This window comes from Actinopolyspora xinjiangensis, assembly GCF_900104475.1.
Lineage (GTDB): Bacteria > Actinomycetota > Actinomycetes > Mycobacteriales > Pseudonocardiaceae > Actinopolyspora > Actinopolyspora xinjiangensis.
Genome location: NZ_FNJR01000001.1, coordinates 191,383 through 208,424, shown reverse-complemented (window position 1 = coordinate 208,424; position 17,042 = coordinate 191,383). Strand labels below are relative to the sequence as shown.

The window sequence follows — 17,042 nt, the reverse complement described above, 5'->3', positions numbered from 1 at the left end:
GCTCCCGGCTCCCGGCTCCCGGCTCCCGGCCGGTGATTGTATCCGACGGCGGGTCGCAGACCCCTTCGCGACGAGCCGGCTCCGGTCCAGCAGTTGCCGCCATGAGTCCCGATCCTATCGCCGGGCGGACGCCCTGTTCCCCGACCGAAGGCCCCGCTCACTCGGCGGGCAGCGGCTCGCGGCGCTCCGAGTCGTCGACCTCCACCCGGTTGCGGCCACCGTGCTTCGCGCGGTAGAGCGCTACGTCCGCGGCCGTGAACAGCTCGTTCAGCCGGGCGGGCCCCGCGGCGGCACCGATGCTGACCGTGGGGCGGCGCTCTATCTCGCCGAGGACCTGCCGCCAGTCGTGCCCGTCCACCGCCGCCCGGATGCGTTCGGCCACGGCCGGACCGGCCGCCCGCGAATCCGCCGAGTAAGCGGCCAGCACCACCACGAACTCGTCGCCCGCCCAGCGACAGATCAGGTCCTCGGCGCGGCACTCGGCCCGCAGCAGCGAGGCCACCTCGCGCAGCGCGGCGTCGCCCATCGAGTGCCCCGCACCGTCGTTGACGTCCTTGAACCAGTCCACGTCCAGCAACAGCAGCCAGGGTATGCCGCCCCGTGCGGCACTGCGCTCCAGCAGGCCCGGGGCGTAGCGCTCCATCCCCAACCGGTTGGCCAACCCGGTGAGCGGATCACGCAGCGCTGCCGCCTCGGCCGCGTTCGCCTTGCGCTGCGCGTGTATCGCGATGCGGCGTTGTTCGAGGGCCTGTCCGAGCCCCTCCTGCAGGATGTGGATGGTCTCGTTGCCCGCGCGTACCGCACGGCGCAGTGCGGCGGACTCGCCGACGTGATCGCCGAGCCGCTGGCAGATCGAGGCCAGGTCGGTGGAGATGCGGTTGATCAGCATGGTCTCCCTGATCGTTTCCGCCTGGTGCAGGGCCCGGCTGGCCATCGTTCTCCCGAGGTCGAGCAGGCTCCGCCGCCGGTGCACCTCGGCCAACGTCCAGTTGGCGATGGACTGGGCGAACATGTCCCCGGAACTCTCGGCGTCCGCGACCGCCTCGGTGGCGCGCCGCTGTGCCTCGTCGACCTCGGCCAGCTCCACCAGAACCCGCCCGCTGCCCGCCAGTGCCCGCCGGTGCGTCGAGCCCTCGGTCTCCAGGGCGAGCACCTCGTCCAACCGCTCCAGCGCCTCGGAGAGGTAGCGCTCCAGCGAGACCCCCGAGACGAGCACCCGCGACGCCAGGGTCATCCCCTCACGCAGCAGGCAGTGCGCGAGGGTGTTCGGCTCCCCCACGTCCCGCGCGATGCGCACCGCTCTGCTGAGCAGCTCCAGGGCCGGGGCGCTGTGTCCTTCGAGCAGGTAGCCCAGCATGCTCAGCGCGTGGGCGGTCTCCTGGTCGCGGTGCTTGTCCGCGTCGAGCTCGGTCCAGGCGTCGGCGGCCAGTTCGAGGGCCAGCGATATCCGCCCCAACCGCCAGGCGAGGATCGCCCGGTGCACGAGAACGATGGGGCGGTTCCACTCGCCGCCGACCAGGTTCGGGGCGCTGGCCACCGAGTCGTCGAAGGCCGCCTCGCACTGCTCGATCAGGCCGGAGTCGAGCAGTAACCGCACGTGACGGTCTTGCTCGGGTATCTGGCCCGCCAGCAGCGGATCGTCCTGTTCCACGGCGTCCTCGCACTCGCAGATCGCGGGGCTGCGGGCTTCCACCGAACCCGCGAGGCTCGGGCACCCGGAGTTTCCGCATCGATTACCTGCTTTTCGAGCAACAGGTTACCGGGTGAAATCGTGCCGGTACTTGCCGTCGTGTACAACATCCTCCAGTCGGAGCCTGCTGCGCCAGCCGTGCCGTTCCAGGTCGGGAGTCTCGGCGAGCTCGCGCACCGGTCCCACGCACAGCCAGGCGACCGGCCGTATCCCGGAGGGAATGTCCAGCAGTCTGCGCAGGAAGTCCTCCCGATAGAAGCTCACCCAGCCCACGCCGAGCCCTTCCGCCGTCGCGGCCAGCCAGAGGTTCTGGATCGCCAGGCACACCGAGTACAGCCCGGCGTCGGCGATCGCGTGCCTGCCGAGCACCGCGGGTGAGCCCCGATCCGGATCGTAGGTGACGGTGATGCCGAGGGAGGACTCCACGATGCCCTCGACCTTGATCTTGGAGAACGTCTTGGCGCGCTCCCCGCTCAGTTCCGCGGCGAACACGTTGCGCTCGCCCAGCACGTGTTCGCGGAAGGCGCGGCGGGTCGCCTCGTCGCGAACCAGGACGAAGTCCCACGGTTGGGAGAGACCCACGCTGGGGGCGCTGTGCGCGGCGCCAAGCACGCGGTACAGCGTCTCGGTGTCGATCTCCTCGCCGGTGAACTCGGAGCGCACGTCGCGTCGCCGGTTGATCACGTCGTAGAGGTCGGCCATCGGCCGCGAGGTGTCGGCGCGGTCGGATCGGTCGGCGGTTGTCATCCTCGCCATCCTGCCGTGCTCCCCGGTGGGGTTCCCAGCGGCCCGGTGTCGACATGACTCCGCACACTCTCGGGTCGTTTCGTGACCAGGTCCGGTGATCGGCCGCGCCGGACCGGAGGGAGCTGATTCCGTGTGATGCCGGGCACAGAAACCCGACTCGCCGTCGGCGATCACCCCCGCTTCTCAGTCCTTTCTCAGGGCGTCCGGTAAGACTGGGGAACATGCGCATACTCGTCGTCGACGACGACCGTGCCGTTCGGGAATCGTTGCGGAGATCTCTCGAATTCAACGGTTACCAGGTGGAGCTGGCCTCGGACGGTCGGCAGGCCCTGGACTCGCTCGCCGCCGCACGACCGGATGCGATGGTTCTCGACGTCATGATGCCCAAGGTGGACGGTCTGGAGGTCGCGCGCAGACTACGGGGGACCGGCGACGACCTGCCGATCCTGGTGCTCACCGCGCGTGAGGCCGTTTCGGACCGGGTGGCCGGGCTGGACGCGGGTGCCGACGACTACCTGCCCAAGCCCTTCGCGCTGGAGGAGCTGCTGGCTCGGCTGCGGGCACTGCTGCGCAGGGCGAGCCCGCCCGACCCCGAGGCGGACACGCCGGAGTCGCTGCGGTTCGCCGATCTGGAGCTGGACCCCGGCACCAGGGAGGTGCGCAGGGGGAGCCGCGAGATCAGCCTGACGCGCACCGAGTTCGCGCTGCTCGAACTGCTCATGGCTCACCCCAAGCAGGTGCTCACTCGCAGCCGGTTGTTGGAGGACGTCTGGGGCTACGATTTCCCCACGACGGGCAACGCCCTGGAGGTCTACATCGGTTACCTGCGACGCAAGACCGAGGCCTCGGGGGAGCCGCGCCTGATCCACACCGTCCGAGGAGTCGGATACGTACTTCGGGAGACTCCACCGTGACCACGCCCGCACCTCCACCCCCGGAACTGATCGAGTCGCCGTCCTCCGGCGGTCAGAGCGGCAGGTGGCAGCGGGCTTCGCTGCGGAACAGGGTGACGCTGCTGGCGGCCATCTGCGTCGCCGGGGCCGTCGCGCTGGTCTCCGTCGGGGCTTTCCTGACGGTTCGGGACAGCCTCTACGAGCAGGTCGACCAGAACCTGCGGGAGCGCGCCAGCCAGGCCGTCTCCGGCCCGCAGGTGCTGGAGCCCAACCTGCGTTCGGTGCCCGCAGCGTTCTACGCGGCCGCCAACCTGCGGATCTGTCTGGTCACGGCGGACGGCAGGGCGCTGACCGGGCCGGGCAAGGCCCCGCCCTGGGGCTCGGCCGAGCTGGCCGTGGCGCGCGGTCTGACGTCCTCCTCGCTGCGGACCGACGACGCGACGAACAGCAGGGTGGTGGCGCTGCCCTCCGGGGACGACCGGGCCCTGGTCATGTCGCAGTCACTCGCTCCGACCAAGGCCACGCTGGCCCAGCTCAGCGTCGTGCTGGTCGTCATCGGTGGTGCCGGCATCCTGCTGGCCGCCGCGGCCGGTACCGCCGTGGCGCGGACGGCGCTGCGGCCGGTGCAGCGGCTCACCGCGGCGACCGAACGTATCGCTCGTACGGGCGATTTGCGTCCGATTCCGGTGAGTGGTGACGACGAGCTGGCGCGCCTGACCACCAGCTTCAACAGGATGCTGGGGGCGTTGGCCGAGTCCCAGGAGCAGCAGCGGAGGTTGGTCGCGGACGCGGGGCACGAGCTCCGTACCCCGCTGACCTCGTTGCGCACGAATCTCGAACTGCTCATCGCTTCCGATCAGCCGGGCAGTCCCCAGCTGTCCGACGAGGATCGCGCCGAGATGCTCAGCGATGTCCAGGCCCAGATCACGGAGCTGTCCGCGCTGGTGGGGGACCTGGTGGAGCTGGCGCGGGAGGACGCGCCCAACGCGGTGCACGAGCCGCTGGAGCTCGTCGACGTCGTCGAGCGGGCGTTGAGCAGGGCGAGGCGGCGTGCTTCCGACGTCGAGTTCGACGTTCGGCTGCGGCAGTGGTCGATGCTCGGCGATGCCACCGCCCTGGAGCGCGCTGTGTTGAACCTGCTGGACAACGCGGCCAAGTGGAGCCCGCCCGGCGGCACCGTCCGGGTGGAGTCACGACAGCTCGACGCGGGGTTCGCGGTGTTCGAGGTCGCCGACGGTGGTCCGGGTATCCCGGAGGAGGACCGTCCCCACGTGTTCGAGCGCTTCTACCGGTCCACCGAGGCCAGGCCGCTGCGTGGCTCCGGTCTCGGCCTGGCGATCGTCAAGCAGGTCGCCGAGCGGCACGGAGGGAGCGTCAGTGCCGGAGAGGCCCCGGAGGGGGGAGCGCTGATCTCGGTGTACCTGCCCGGACACGTCGACCCCGAACAGTCCCGGGGAGGCGGAGCCGAAGCCGGGTGAGGACGGGCCGCTGGGTCCCCCTCGCCGGGGTCGGTCGGGTGCGGGGCTCGGAGGCCGTGCTCTGGTGCCCCCGGCCGGGGGCGGGCTGTCTCCCGGTCGAGTGATGCTGACTTCACGCGGTTTCTGTGCTGCTTCGTGTAGGGTATTGTTGGTTTGTGTTGACTTGATGAGTCAAGTTCGCGTGGAATCGTGATGATTTCGGGTGCGGCGCTCGCGTCGGACCGGTGATGAGCACGGCCGGGTTGGAGTGGCGATGCTGGCACGTCAGCGCCAGGACATGATACTGGACGAGGTTCGCAGAACGGGCGCGGTGCAGGTGAGCGACCTCGTGCAACGCCTGGGTGTGTCCGACATGACCATCCGCAGGGATCTCGACACCCTGGCGGCGCGCGGTGCGGTCGAGAAGGTCTACGGTGGTGCCACCTCGGTGGTGGACCGCAGCACCGACGAGCCCGGGTTCGAGGCGAAGTCGGTGTACCAACCCGCCGAGAAGGAGGCCATAGCCAACCGCGCGGCTCGGCTGGTCCGCCCGGGCTCGGCCATCGGGCTCTCCGCGGGCACCACCACCTGGACGTTGGCGCGTCACCTGGACGAGGTCGCGGATCTGACCGTGGTCACCAACTCCGTTCGAATCGCGGACGTGCTGCAGCAGCGGGGGCGCACCGACCGCACCGTGATCCTCACCGGCGGGGTCCGCACCCCCTCCGACGCGCTCGTCGGGCCGGTGGCCGTGCGCACGCTGCACTCGCTGCACCTGGATCTCGTTTTCCTCGGCGTGCACGGGATGAGCACCCGGGCGGGATTCACCACGCCCAACCTCGACGAGAGCGAGACCAACCGTGCGCTCGCCCGCGCGGCCAACCGGCTGGTCGTGGTGGCCGACCACGCCAAGTGGTCCACGGTCGGCATCTCCACCATCGTCGGACTCGAGGAGGCCGACGTGCTGATCAGCGACGACGGTTTGCCGGAGGAGGCGCGCCGAGTGCTCGGGGAGCGGATCGCGGAGTTGTCGATCGCTCCCGTCGGGGGTGAACAGCACGAACCGGCCGACACCGGTCGCGGGGAGACCACGCGGGTGGAGAGTGAGCAGTGAGGCGAACCGCACGGCGACTGGCCGACGGGCGGGAGATCATCTACTTCGACTCGGCGGACACGGCACCCGAGCGGACCGCCGAGGACCTTCGTGAGCTCGACGGCGCACCGACGGCGCCCGAGATGCGACGCGACCCCTTGACCGGGGAGTGGATCGCCATGGCGGCGCACCGGCAGAGCCGCACGTACAAGCCGCCTGCCGACCTGTGTCCGCTGTGCCCCAGTGAACCGGGCAAGCCCAGCGAGATCCCGGAACCCGACTACGAGGTGGCCGTGTTCGAGAACCGGTTCCCCTCGTTCGCGCGGCCGGGCGGGGAACCGCCCGAGGCGGCCACCGGTGTGCTCGACACGGACCCACTGGTCCGGCGCGCGCCCGCCAGCGGCAGGTGCGAGGTCGTCTGCTTCACCTCCGAGCACCGCAGCGCGTTCGCGGAGCTGAGCCCGCGACAGGCGCGGACGGTCGTGGACGCCTGGGCCGACCGGACCGCCGAACTCGCCGAACTCGACGGAGTCGAGCAGGTTTTCTGCTTCGAGAACCGGGGCGAGGAGATCGGCGTGACACTGCACCATCCGCACGGCCAGATCTACGCCTACCCCTTCGTCACCCCCAGGACGAACCAGCTGCTGCGCAACGCCGAGGAGTACCGGCGGACCCACGGCGGTCACGTGCTGGGGGACGTGCTCGAGGCCGAGCGCTCCTCCGGACGGCGTGTGATCCACGAGTCCCGGTACTGGACCGTGTTCGTGCCGCCCGCCGCCCGCTGGCCCGTGGAGCTGATGGTGGTCCCGAACCGCCGGGTCCCCGACCTCACCGCCCTCACCGACGAGGAACGGGACGACCTCGCGGTGGTCTACCTCGACACGTTGCGGCGACTGGACCGCCTCCACGACCGACCGCTGCCCTACATCGCGGCGTGGCAGCAGGCTCCCGTGCGCTCCGGCAGGGATCTCTCCTGGTTGCACCTGAACCTGTTCTCGGTGCTGCGGTCCCCGGACAAGCTCAAGTACCTGGCCGGTTCGGAGTCCGGGATGGGAGTCTGGATCAGCGATGTGACCCCGGAACAGGTCGCCGAACGGCTCCGCGCGGTCTCCGGAACCGCTCATCCGTACGAGACGGCCTGAGTCGAGTGCTATTCATCGTTCGACTCCAAGCCTGATCTCAGGCGGTTCTCAGTCGAATAACGCAGAGTGGAGACATGAGCGAACAGCACCCTGGTTCTCCCGACGAAGGTCAGGAGCGTTCCAACACGCCGGGCGAGGACGGCCCGTGGCGGACGGGGGCCGACGAGAACGGCACGGCCGGTCATCCACCGGAAGGAGTCGCGGAGTCCCCACAGTCCGGGGAGAGCTCCACCGCGGAAACCTCGGCCCGAACCGGTCGGGACGAGGCCGCCGGACCCGCTTCCCAGCAGGATGCCGGACAGGGCGGTGCGGGGCAACCGGATCAGTGGCAGGCGGGAGCCGAGCACACCGCTCCCACCGGTTCCACATCCGGGACGGAGCCCAACGTCTCCGCCGCGCACCCCGACGCGCCCCATGGCCAACCGTGGGGGCCTTACTCGGGCACCCAGCCCCAGCAGCCCCACGGCCCGCAACAGTCCGCGCCGCAGGCCCAGTATCCCTACGGGATCGGTAATCCGCCGCAGTACCCCGGTCAGCAGTCGGGGCAGGGCGGACAGCCGAACCAGCCCGGTCAGTACTCCGGTGGGCAGTATCCGGGCCAACCCGGTATCGCCGCGAACACGCAGCAACCGGGACAGTACGAGTACGGCGCGTGGCAGCTGCCGCCGCAGGCCGATCCGAACCAGCCTTACGCGTCCCAGCAGTACCCCCAGCCGCCCCTGGCGCGGGGCAACGGCGGAGGCCGAGGCAAGCTGCTCGTCGGCATGACCGCGGTGGCGCTGGTGGCCGGTCTGTTGGGAGGCGCCGGAGGGGGCTACGCCGTGTACCAGGCCACCGGTGGTTCCGGTTCGGTCACCTCCTTCGACCAGCGGACCCCGGCTTCCAGCAACAGCAGCAGTGCGCCCTCGGGCTCGGTGCAGTCCGTCGCGGACAAGGTGCTGCCCAGTGTGGTGCAGATCCAGGTGCGGACCGTCCGAGGTACCTCGGGCTCCGGTTCGGGGATCATCATCAGCGAGGACGGCTACATCCTGACCAACAACCACGTCGTCGAGGGAGCCTCCGGCGCGGGCGGAGGACTCGTCGCGCGTTTCAACGACGGACAGGTCAGCGACCTGTCCGTGGTCGGCACCGCCCCGTGGTCCGACCTGGCCGTGGTCAAGGCCGACGTCAACGGACTCACCCCGGCGCAGCTGGGCAACTCCGAGGACACCCAGGTCGGTTCCGGAGTGGTGGCGATCGGTTCGCCCTACGGGCTCTCGGGTACGGTGACCAGCGGAATCATCAGTGCCAAGGACCGCCCGGTCCGCGCGGGCGGTGAGAACGGCTCGCAGGCCACGGTGCTCAACGCGCTGCAGACCGACGCCGCGATCAACCCCGGTAACTCGGGTGGCCCGCTCGTCGACATGAACGGTCGTGTGATCGGAATCAACTCCGCGATCTACAGCCCGAGTACCTCAAGCGGGCAGGCCGGTTCGGTGGGGCTCGGCTTCGCCATCCCGGTCGACCAGGCCCGCAGGATCGGCAAGCAGCTCATCGAGGACGGTTCGGCTGCCCGCACCACCCTCGGCGTGCAGGTGAGGGTCGTCGGAAACGTCAACGGTGGTCTCGTGGTGGGGGTCCCCTCGGGTGGTCCCGCCGCGAAGGCCGGGATCGAGAGCGGCGACGTCATCACCAAGGTCAACGACCGCACCATCACCAGCGGTGACGAGCTGATCGCGGCCATTCGCTCCTACGCGCCCGGCGATACGGTCACATTGACCGTCACCGACAGGCAGGGCGGCAACGAGCACGAGGTCGAGGTCACACTGGCCGGGGAGGAACAGTGAGCGTCCTTAGACCACGCCCGGTGGCGCGGCGGCCCGCTGCCGTCGAGCGGGTCTTCCGGTGGGCGATGACCGGCGGAACGCGAGGTGGGTTGCCGCCGGAGTCGGGGTGGTCCGAACGTTCCGGGGCGTGTGCTGTGCCGGTGTCGTCCCAGCGGGGCGAGGTCGTGCTCACCGGGCCGTGCGGGACGTGTCCCGGAAGCGAGTGCCGGATCCGGCACACCGGTGAACTTCCGACGAGCAGGAGAATCACATGAACGGTCGCGAGGGCCGTGTCGTAGACCACCCGCTGCGCGGGGTGGTGGGGGCGGATCCACTGGATCCGAGCGCCGATTCGCTGGCCGCTACGGTGAGCGATATGGAACGCAACGCGCAGCGGTTGGGACGGGCGCTGGTGGTCGTGGTCGACGACCGGGTCGCCCAGAGCGAGCACGAGGACACCATCGGTCCGCTGGTGACCGAGCTGTTGGAGGAGGCCGGGTTCATCGTCGACGGCAGCGTCGCCGTCGCGGGTGAGACCGTGGAGATCAGGAACGCGCTGAACACGGCGGTGATCGGCGGGGTGGACATGGTGATCACCGTCGGTGGGACGGGAGTCTCGCCCCGGGACGTCACCCCCGACGCCACCTCCGGAGTACTGGACCGGCCGGTTCCCGGGATCGCCGAGGCCCTGCGGGCCTCCGGACTGGCGGCCGGGGCGGTCGACGCCGGGGTCTCCCGAGGGCTGGTCGGTGTGTCCGGCAGCACGCTGGTCGTCAACCTGGCCGGTTCACGGGCGGCCATCCGGGACGGTATGGCCACGTTGACCCCGCTGGTGACGCACGTGATCGAGCAGCTTTCCGGTATCGATGGCATCTGAGGAACCCGTGAGCCCGGCCGCCGGGGACGAAGACAGGCGGCGACGTGCTCGGTATCTCGCGGAGGTCTTCGGCGATGTGTTGCCGGAGACCACCGCGGACGAGCGTGGTCCCGTTCCGGCGGAGGACCGGGACGACTGGTACCGGTGGAACCGACCGCCCCACCACGACTCCTGACCGTCTCCCGAGCGGGCGGCGCGATGTCCGGAGCGTCCCCGGAGATTCCGGACGGGGCACGAGCTGGTCGGTGCGGGAGAGTGCGGAGGCTCAACGTAGCGTCATCGCCACCCTCTCGCGGAGTGTGGCGGCGGCCACGGTGGCGGCGCGATGCTGGTCGAGCCCCACTACGACCAGTGGTCCGCGTTCCGAACCGCGTTCCCGAGTGCGGACGGCCAGCACCGCCGCGCGTTCGGCCAGCACCTCGGCCTTCCCGTTCCGGTTGCCCACCACGTCGACGTGCCGTCCGGGGTGCAGCAGCTTCGCCGTCGCGTCGTCGGCGGGACGGATCGCGACGGCGGCTTCGTCCGCGTCGCCCGAGGTGAGCTCGACGAGCGGTTCGTCGAGCAGACTCAGATCGGTCAGGGGTTCGCCCCTGCGAGCGGCACGCGCCAGCACACTGCCCGTGGCTCGTCCTCGCTGTCGCAGCGCCCCATCGGGGGCGAACTCGGGAGGCATCCGAATCATGCTCACGTCTTCGGAGGTGAGACGGTGCCCCGGTTCGAGGTCGTGTGAGGCGGTCAGCACCGCCACTCCGCTCGGCGTCGTCCCGGACACGGCGGGCAAGGCGTACCAGCCCGCCGTCAACAGCAGTGCCACCACCAGGGCACGACGCAGCAGCACGATCCGTCTGGCGTGCATCCGCAGCATTTCGCCAGTGCGCTCCCGCGCCCGTCGCCACAGTTGTCCAACGGCCCCACCCTGTCGCAAGACGGCCTCCCCGCTCGGCTCGTGGTGATATCGGTCACCTTGAGCCTAGAGCGGTCTCGGCGGTCCCGGCCCCTTCGATCGCTCCCGCTGTGGACCGCTGAGCCGGCTGTGGAAATCCTCGGTCGTCCGGTCTCGCGCGTGCCTCCCGTACGACGGTGAGGCGCGGATGCTCGAGTGGGGCCGCCCCGATGGTTGGTGGAACGAACGCTCGGGGAGCGCGGCGGAGGGGACCGCCTCAGCTCGAGGCGGCCGAGGTCTGCGCCTGGGCTCCGGACGAACTCGACTCCGAGGAGCCGCCGGAACTTCCGTTCGACGAGTCGGACCCGTTGGAACCCGAGCTCGTGGTGGAGTCGTTCCCCGAACCGGAGGAGGAGCTCGACTCGCTCGAGGAGTTCGAGCCACGGCTGTCGGTGCGGTAGAACCCGCTGCCCTTGAAGACGACGCCCACCGCGTTGAACTTCTTCCGCAGCCTGCCCGCGCACTCCGGGCACTCGGTGAGCGAGTCCTCGCTCAGCGACTGGAAGGTCTCGAAATCGTGCCCGCAGGCGGTGCAGGCGTACTGGTAAGTGGGCACGGGTCTCATACCTCCGGAATCGGACGGCGACGCACGACGGCGTCGCGCTCGGTGACACACGCGGTGCCGGGTCCCCGAACACGGAAATTGGCACTCGGCCTTGGAGAGTGCCAACACGATGATGCGGTACGGCAGGGCACCGACGCAATCGGGCCTGTGTCACAATGCGACCTCGATAATGTCACGTGCCCGGACGTGTCCGGTGGGGGTGCCCCGCCGCGTGAATCACACCGGCAGGCGGGTGAATCCCCGCGCGGGGGTGATGACTCCGGCGACGCGCACGTCGTGCGACTCGGCGGGCAGCCGTTCGACGAACTCCGAGTCGCGGACCACCGCCGTGAGCTCGGCCGACTCCTCGGCCAGCGGCAACGAGCGGTCGTAGAAACCGGCGCCCTTGCCCAAGCGTACCCCCTCGCGGTCCACGGCCAGTGCCGGTACCAGCACCGCCCCTGCCTCCGCGACGGCCCGCACGCCCAGGTGGGGGGTGCTCGGTTCCAGCAGCCCGTAGGTGGCGCGCCGCAGCGACTCCGGGCCGTGGTACTCGGCCCACTCCAAGGGATTCCTGCCCGCCACCACGGGAAGCAGCACCCTGTGCCCCCGAGCCACGAGGTCGTCGAGCAGCTCCGGGGATCCCGGCTCGGAGCCCACCGGAACGTAGGCGCAGACCGTGCCGATACCGGCCTCGGCCAGCCAACCGAGTATCCCCGCCCGCAGCGCGCGGTCCTCCTCGGCGCGAGCAGGTTCGGATAGGGCGTCGCGCTCCGAGGTCAGCCTGCGCCGCCACTGTTCTTTCAGGTTCAGTTCGTCAGCTGAGAGCGTCACAGCGACGAAGGGTAGTCAATATCGCTAGGCTCGCGTTTATGAGTAGCCTGACGAGCTCGCAGGCGGCTGCGGCATTCCGCACCGCGATCGTTCCGGCGGCGGGTCTGGGAACTCGCTTTCTGCCGACCACGAAATCCGTGCCCAAGGAACTGCTGCCGGTCGTCGACACGCCGGGTATCGAGCTGGTCGCCTCCGAGGCGGCCGAGGCGGGCGCCGACCGGCTGGTCGTGGTCACCGCCCCGGACAAGCGCTCGGTGATCGAGTACTTCCGGCCCCAACCGGAACTGGAAGCGACCCTGGAGGCGAGGGACAAGCGACAACTGCTGCGCAAGGTGCGCAGAGGTCCGGAACTGATCACAGCCGAATCCGCCATCCAGGACAAGGCGCTGGGACTGGGACACGCGGTGGCGTGCGCCGAGTCGAACCTCGACGAGGACGAGGACGCGGTGGCGGTGCTGCTCCCCGACGACCTGGTCTATCCCGAGAGCGCCGACGAGACGGGCGTGCTGAGCAGGATGTCCGAGATACGTGACCGCTACGGCGGTAGCGTGCTGTGTGCCTTCGACATACCTCCCGAGCAGACCACCTCCTACGGCGTGTTCAACGTTTCGGACACCGACGAGCCCGATGTCAAACGGGTGCACGGCATGGTGGAGAAGCCCGCCCCGGCGGAAGCGCCCTCCAACCTCGCCGCCGCGGGTCGATACCTGCTGGACCGAGGGATATTCGACGCGTTGCGGCGCATCGAACCGGGTGCCGGCGGTGAACTGCAACTGACCGATGCCGTAGCGTTGCTGATCGCCGAGGGACACCCGGTTCACGTCGTGGTCCACCGCGGGACGCGACACGATCTGGGAAATCCCGGCGGTTTCCTGAAAGCCGCGGTTGACTTCGCGCTACGGGACTCCGAGTACGGGACCGACCTGCGGGAGTGGCTGGGCGAACGGTTGAACCGGAGCTGACTTCCGTACCCGCGGTCCCGTGTTCCTACCGGTCAACAGTGTCTTCGCCGAAGAGGTCGACAGCCATGAGATCAGTTGATGAACAGCTTGCACGGGTACTCGCGGCCGCCGTGCGGCCTTCACCTGTTCGGGTGGCGATAGCGGAGGCGCAGGGGCTGTTGTGCGCGGAGGAGGTAGTGGCCGAGCGGGCGCTGCCGGGAGCGGACCAGGCAGCCGTGGACGGTTACGCGGTCCGCGGCGTCGACGTGCGCCATGCCGACAGCGAGCCGGTGGAGCTGCCCGTCGTGGGCGAGGTGGCCGCCGGCTCACGGCAGCCCCGCCGACTGCAGCCGGGACAGACGGTCTACGTGGCCACCGGAGCGCCGTTGCCGACCCTGGCCGACGCGGTGGTCCCCGCGTCGGACACCGACCAGCACCCCGCCAAGGTCACGATCTGGCGTTCGGTGCCTTCGGCCGCCTTCGTCCGGCGGGAGGGTGCGGACGTGCGCTCCGGTGATGTCGTGGTACGCCGTGGGACGGCGATCGGTCCCGCTCAGGTGGGACTGCTGGCCGCCATCGGCCGGAGCAAGGTGCTGGTGCACCCCAGACCGAGGGTGTCGTTGATCTCGTTGGGGCCGGAACTGGTCGATGTGGACCGCACTCCGGGAGCGGGCCAGGTCTACGACGTGAACTCCTACGCGTTGGCGGCGGCGGCCAGGGACGCGGGCGCCGATGTGACCAGGGTCGGGATCGTCGATTCCGACCCCCGGCGCCTGCGCGAGGTGGTGGAGGGCAGGCTGCTGCTTTCCGAGGTGGTGGTCATAGCGGGCGCCTCGGGCGGTTCGGCCGGTGCCGAGGTCCGTTCCTGCCTGGAGGAGCTGGGTGACCTCGACACCACGCGAGTGGCCATGCACCCCGGCTCCACCCAGGGTTTCGGGCGCCTGGGGCCCGACCGGGTACCCACCTTCCTGCTGCCCGCCAATCCCGTGAGCGCTCTCGTCGTCTTCGAAGTGCTGGTCCGGCCGTTGCTGCGCTCGGCGTTGGGCAAGGCCAATCCGCACCGGCGTGCCATATCGGCGGAGCTGGTCTCGCCGGTCTCCTCCACCAAGGGGCGGCGCGGTTACGTGCGCGGCAGGCTGTTGCGGGACTCCGAGGGTGGCTCCTACCTGGTGCAGCCCGTGGGGGGTTCCGGTGAACACCTGTTGGCCTCGCTGGCCGAGGCCAACTGCCTGATGGTGCTGGACGAGGACGTCACCCAGGCGGTAGCGGGGGAGCGGCTCCAGGTCAGTTTCCTGTCCCAGCGGTCCTGAGGCGGCGGTGGTCCTGGAAGAGCCCGAGCGGGGCCCATTTCGACGGTCAGCGTGACGACCGATGGGAGCCGGTGGTCGTTATGACGGGAGCTGTCCCGGAGTTCGAGCTAGCCGAGGGGAGACATCCCGGTTGGCCCGCCAGACTCGGCCCGTTGCTGGTGACGGCGGGCAGGGTGGCGTTGCGCCCGCCCCGGCTGCGGGACGCGGCGGCGTGGAGCGAGGTGCGGCTTCGGGACAGGGACTACCTGCGGCGTTGGGAGCCCACGGGTGGTGACTGGAACCAGCGCAACACGAGCACCGCCTGGTTCGGGCAGTGGGGCGCGCTGCGCAGGATGGCCAGACGCGGCCACGTGCTGCCGTTCGTCATAACCCTGGACGATGCGCTGGTGGGGCAGCTCACGGTCGGAAACATCATTCGCGGCGCTCTCCGCTCCGGCTGGATCGGTTACTGGGTCTCCCGGTCGAGTGCGGGGGCGGGAGTGGCCACCACCGCCGTGGCTCTGGCGGTCGATCACTGCTTCGGACCGGTCGGGCTTCACCGGCTGGAGGCCACGGTCCGCCCGGAGAACACCCCCAGCGTGCGCGTGCTGGAGAAGTCCGGGTTCCGGCGCGAGGGGTTGTTCGAGCGCTACCTGGATGTCGCCGGTGCCTGGCGCGACCACTTGGTCTATGCGCTGACCAGGGAGGAAATCCCGGAAGGCGCGGTGCCAGCGCTGATCCGCGCGGGGCGGGCCGAACGGCCCTGACGGCGTTCGCCGTAGGTCGCGGACGGGTTTTCGTGTCGTGAACGAGGTGGGCGGCCCGCGGATCCTCCGATCCGGTGGAAGCTGGTTCCGTGTCGGGACGACGGGGTGGTGTTTCCTCCGGATGCGCTCTGATGATGTCGTGTACTGGTGATCACACGATCTCATTAGGGATCGCTGGTCCTTCCAGGTGAAATCGATCTACGAAAAATGATCACTGCGTGTCGCATTTTCCCCTGTTCGTGGGATTTTCGTGCGTGCTCGGAGCGAGCTCGGTTCGGCGTGGCTCCAAGACAGCGATGAGCGTTCTGGATAACGTGGACAGTGCAGGTGTGTGCCGCCGTTTGCCAGGGGGAGGTGGCAGGGTGTGCTCAGCGCACTGATTTTCGTGGGGTTGGCAGCGGCTTGGCTCATCGTTCTGGTGCCCATGTTCGTCCGCCGTGGTCGGCGAGACTCACGTACGACGGACGCCGCGCTGAACTCGCGAGTGGTTCGGCGGGGTGGTCAGTCCCGGGCCGGAGCGGGTGGAGCGAGCGGCAGTGGAAGCAAGGAGGCGCTCACGATGCCTGACAGCACAGCGGGCGAGTCCCGTTCGGCAGCCGCGCGGGAGGACTCGGAGGCGACCGACGTCGACGACGAGTTCGACGCTCCCGAACGGGAGCGGTGGCGAGGCCTGGACGGCGACGACGCCAGGACCGGGCGGCGTTATCGACCCGGTCGTGGCGGGTTCGACCCGGACGCGGCCGCGCTGGCGGCGCGTACCAAGTACGCGCGCAGACAGCGGATCGTGCTCGCCATGCTCGTCGTGGCGGTGGTGACCGCCGTCCTGGCCGGGCTGTTCTGGTCGGTGCTGTGGTGGGCGCACGGGCTCACCGATCTGCTGCTGGTCGGATACCTGGGGTACCTGCGCAAGCAGGTGCGGATCGAGGAGGACGTTCGCAACCGCAGGCTCGCCCGGTTGTCCGGCGAGTCCGACGCGCCGCGCGGTGAGTCCGTGTCCTCGGTCGAGCCCGACGTTCCGGCCGAGGGGTTCGTCCCGGAGGCGGAGACGCCCTCGGCGGCGCGCTCCGGGCGGGCGCACTCCGATGACACCGAGGTGCTCGACATCGACGACGATGACCCCGAGTTCGACGAACTCGACGACAGGTTGTGGCAACCGTACCGCCGTGCGGTGGGAGAATAACGTCCAACGGCGGATGGGTGGGGGGTGTGCTCATCCGCCTGAGGCGGTTGCTATGCTAATCGCGCACTCGGTCGGAAGGCCGGGAGCGCCAGGGGCTGTAGCGCAGTTGGTAGCGCGTCTCGTTCGCATCGAGAAGGTCCGGGGTTCGATTCCCCGCAGCTCCACCGGAGAATCGTAGTTCACGGGGCTGGTGCCGGAGTCGGCATCGGCCCCGTGTTTTTTCTTCCACCGTTCGGCTGTTCACACTTCAGGACGAGCGGAGAGCTCGGACGATCCCCTGCGGTGTTTTCTAGCAGGACAACTCTGGCGCTTCCTCGCCTCGAACCCAGTAGGGGGCAGTGAATCCAGTAGAGGGCGGTCGGCGGAACACCCCCGGCAGGCGCCGACCGGGTGAGGCCGGTCCAAGCGTGGTGCGGGGCACTCGGCTCCATCGGTGGCGAACACCCACGGAACCCGGGGTTCGGCGGTAGCCGTCCGGAAAGCCCCGTGGCTCGGGGTTCGAGTACGGTGGCACCACTCCTGCCGCGGCACCCTCTGTTTTCTCGGGCTCGTTCGGCTACTCCCGTACCGTCTCGCGGAGCGCGATATCGCTTGTGGTGCCCGACTCCACCGCGCGTCGTCGTTCACCCGGATCGGGACGATCAGCGCCCTTCCGCGTGTCCCGAGTTGCTCCGTTCCGGATGCGGGAGTGCACTGGGGGTATGGGGCACGGCGGTATGCCGGTACACGAGAGCTCACCCCGGGCCGGTCGGCCGACAGCGGGGCCGAGCTCGTCGGGGCGGACGTGTGTGATCCGTGAGGGAGTGACGGCGATCGGGTGGGCGGCCCGTCCCCGACCGG

The 17,042-nt window shown here is 69.7% G+C and carries 16 protein-coding genes and 1 tRNA gene; 12 read left to right on the top strand and 5 right to left on the bottom strand.

Annotated features, from left to right (window positions below):
* Nucleotides 1-157: 157 nt before the first annotated feature.
* Complete coding sequence (locus BLQ75_RS00945) at nucleotides 158-1,693, bottom strand: GGDEF domain-containing protein (RefSeq protein ID WP_244515144.1); 1,536 nt, start codon at nucleotides 1,691-1,693, stop codon at nucleotides 158-160.
* A 63-nt stretch (nucleotides 1,694-1,756) separates the two neighbouring features.
* Nucleotides 1,757-2,437 carry a 5,6-dimethylbenzimidazole synthase gene (gene bluB, locus BLQ75_RS00940; RefSeq protein ID WP_092597170.1) on the bottom strand — a complete coding sequence of 227 codons (681 nt, stop codon included), beginning with the start codon at nucleotides 2,435-2,437 and terminating at the stop codon, nucleotides 1,757-1,759.
* A gap of 221 nt (nucleotides 2,438-2,658) precedes the next feature.
* Between bluB and BLQ75_RS00935 the strand changes: the two genes are divergently transcribed.
* The 7 genes from BLQ75_RS00935 (at nucleotide 2,659) to BLQ75_RS00905 (ending at nucleotide 9,879) form a co-directional block, all read left to right on the top strand.
* Nucleotides 2,659-3,351 carry a response regulator transcription factor gene (locus BLQ75_RS00935; RefSeq protein WP_043575735.1) on the top strand — a complete coding sequence of 231 codons (693 nt, stop codon included), beginning with the start codon at nucleotides 2,659-2,661 and terminating at the stop codon, nucleotides 3,349-3,351.
* Complete coding sequence (locus BLQ75_RS00930; RefSeq protein WP_092596272.1) at nucleotides 3,348-4,808, top strand: HAMP domain-containing sensor histidine kinase; 1,461 nt, start codon at nucleotides 3,348-3,350, stop codon at nucleotides 4,806-4,808. The genes BLQ75_RS00935 and BLQ75_RS00930 overlap by 4 nt, the downstream gene beginning before the upstream one ends.
* 253 nt (nucleotides 4,809-5,061) lie before the next feature.
* A complete protein-coding gene (locus BLQ75_RS00925) occupies nucleotides 5,062-5,901 on the top strand; it encodes a DeoR/GlpR family DNA-binding transcription regulator (protein ID WP_092596269.1) in 840 nt (279 codons plus the stop codon).
* Nucleotides 5,898-7,022 carry a galactose-1-phosphate uridylyltransferase gene (gene galT, locus BLQ75_RS00920; RefSeq protein WP_092596266.1) on the top strand — a complete coding sequence of 375 codons (1,125 nt, stop codon included), beginning with the start codon at nucleotides 5,898-5,900 and terminating at the stop codon, nucleotides 7,020-7,022. The genes BLQ75_RS00925 and galT overlap by 4 nt, the downstream gene beginning before the upstream one ends.
* A gap of 74 nt (nucleotides 7,023-7,096) precedes the next feature.
* Entirely contained in the window at nucleotides 7,097-8,848 is a 1,752-nt protein-coding gene (locus tag BLQ75_RS24050) for a trypsin-like peptidase domain-containing protein (protein WP_092596264.1), read from the top strand.
* 355 nt (nucleotides 8,849-9,203) lie between these two features.
* A complete protein-coding gene (locus BLQ75_RS00910; RefSeq protein WP_092597167.1) occupies nucleotides 9,204-9,704 on the top strand; it encodes a MogA/MoaB family molybdenum cofactor biosynthesis protein in 501 nt (166 codons plus the stop codon).
* Complete coding sequence (locus BLQ75_RS00905; protein WP_092596262.1) at nucleotides 9,694-9,879, top strand: hypothetical protein; 186 nt, start codon at nucleotides 9,694-9,696, stop codon at nucleotides 9,877-9,879. Before BLQ75_RS00910 ends, BLQ75_RS00905 begins: the two co-directional genes overlap by 11 nt.
* Before the next feature lie 90 nt (nucleotides 9,880-9,969).
* On the opposite strand, the gene BLQ75_RS00900 is transcribed toward BLQ75_RS00905, so the two are convergent.
* The 3 genes from BLQ75_RS00900 to BLQ75_RS00890 form a co-directional block, all read right to left on the bottom strand.
* Entirely contained in the window at nucleotides 9,970-10,629 is a 660-nt protein-coding gene (locus BLQ75_RS00900; protein ID WP_211481088.1) for an SAF domain-containing protein, read from the bottom strand.
* Nucleotides 10,630-10,864: 235 nt separating this feature from the next.
* The gene (locus BLQ75_RS00895) at nucleotides 10,865-11,203 is read right to left on the bottom strand and encodes an FmdB family zinc ribbon protein (RefSeq protein WP_092596260.1); all 339 of its coding nucleotides are present in this window, start codon (nucleotides 11,201-11,203) and stop codon (nucleotides 10,865-10,867) included.
* A 225-nt stretch (nucleotides 11,204-11,428) separates the two neighbouring features.
* The gene (locus tag BLQ75_RS00890; RefSeq protein WP_092596258.1) at nucleotides 11,429-12,025 is read right to left on the bottom strand and encodes a 5-formyltetrahydrofolate cyclo-ligase; all 597 of its coding nucleotides are present in this window, start codon (nucleotides 12,023-12,025) and stop codon (nucleotides 11,429-11,431) included.
* Nucleotides 12,026-12,063: 38 nt separating this feature from the next.
* Here BLQ75_RS00890 and BLQ75_RS00885 point away from each other — a divergent pair, with 38 nt between their 5' ends.
* The 5 genes from BLQ75_RS00885 (at nucleotide 12,064) to BLQ75_RS00865 (ending at nucleotide 16,366) form a co-directional block, all read left to right on the top strand.
* Nucleotides 12,064-12,987, top strand: coding sequence for a UTP--glucose-1-phosphate uridylyltransferase (locus tag BLQ75_RS00885; protein ID WP_092596256.1), 924 nt, complete (start codon nucleotides 12,064-12,066; stop codon nucleotides 12,985-12,987).
* A gap of 65 nt (nucleotides 12,988-13,052) precedes the next feature.
* Nucleotides 13,053-14,276 carry a molybdotransferase-like divisome protein Glp gene (gene glp, locus BLQ75_RS00880; protein WP_092596254.1) on the top strand — a complete coding sequence of 408 codons (1,224 nt, stop codon included), beginning with the start codon at nucleotides 13,053-13,055 and terminating at the stop codon, nucleotides 14,274-14,276.
* A gap of 80 nt (nucleotides 14,277-14,356) precedes the next feature.
* On the top strand, nucleotides 14,357-15,022 hold the full coding sequence (locus BLQ75_RS00875) for a GNAT family N-acetyltransferase (RefSeq protein WP_092596252.1): 666 nt from the start codon (nucleotides 14,357-14,359) through the stop codon (nucleotides 15,020-15,022).
* A gap of 559 nt (nucleotides 15,023-15,581) precedes the next feature.
* Nucleotides 15,582-16,202, top strand: a complete 621-nt coding sequence (gene sepX, locus BLQ75_RS00870) for a divisome protein SepX/GlpR (protein WP_244515142.1) — start codon at nucleotides 15,582-15,584, stop codon at nucleotides 16,200-16,202.
* A 91-nt stretch (nucleotides 16,203-16,293) separates the two neighbouring features.
* Nucleotides 16,294-16,366: transfer RNA gene (locus tag BLQ75_RS00865), tRNA-Ala, on the top strand.
* Nucleotides 16,367-17,042: the final 676 nt, after the last annotated feature.

What these genes read in the sequence shown, in the direction of transcription:
- BLQ75_RS00935 (WP_043575735.1), top strand. Translation starts at nt 2,659, where the DNA reads ATGCGCATACTCGTCGTCGACGACGACCGTGCCGTTCGGGAATCGTTG.
- BLQ75_RS00885 (WP_092596256.1), top strand. Translation starts at nt 12,064, where the DNA reads ATGAGTAGCCTGACGAGCTCGCAGGCGGCTGCGGCATTCCGCACCGCG.
- BLQ75_RS00910 (WP_092597167.1), top strand. Translation starts at nt 9,204, where the DNA reads ATGGAACGCAACGCGCAGCGGTTGGGACGGGCGCTGGTGGTCGTGGTC.
- glp (WP_092596254.1), top strand. Translation starts at nt 13,053, where the DNA reads ATGAGATCAGTTGATGAACAGCTTGCACGGGTACTCGCGGCCGCCGTG.
- BLQ75_RS24050 (WP_092596264.1), top strand. Translation starts at nt 7,097, where the DNA reads ATGAGCGAACAGCACCCTGGTTCTCCCGACGAAGGTCAGGAGCGTTCC.
- BLQ75_RS00905 (WP_092596262.1), top strand. Translation starts at nt 9,694, where the DNA reads ATGGCATCTGAGGAACCCGTGAGCCCGGCCGCCGGGGACGAAGACAGG.
- sepX (WP_244515142.1), top strand. Translation starts at nt 15,582, where the DNA reads ATGCCTGACAGCACAGCGGGCGAGTCCCGTTCGGCAGCCGCGCGGGAG.
- BLQ75_RS00875 (WP_092596252.1), top strand. Translation starts at nt 14,357, where the DNA reads ATGACGGGAGCTGTCCCGGAGTTCGAGCTAGCCGAGGGGAGACATCCC.
- bluB (WP_092597170.1), bottom strand. Translation starts at nt 2,437, where the DNA reads ATGACAACCGCCGACCGATCCGACCGCGCCGACACCTCGCGGCCGATG.
- BLQ75_RS00925 (WP_092596269.1), top strand. Translation starts at nt 5,062, where the DNA reads ATGCTGGCACGTCAGCGCCAGGACATGATACTGGACGAGGTTCGCAGA.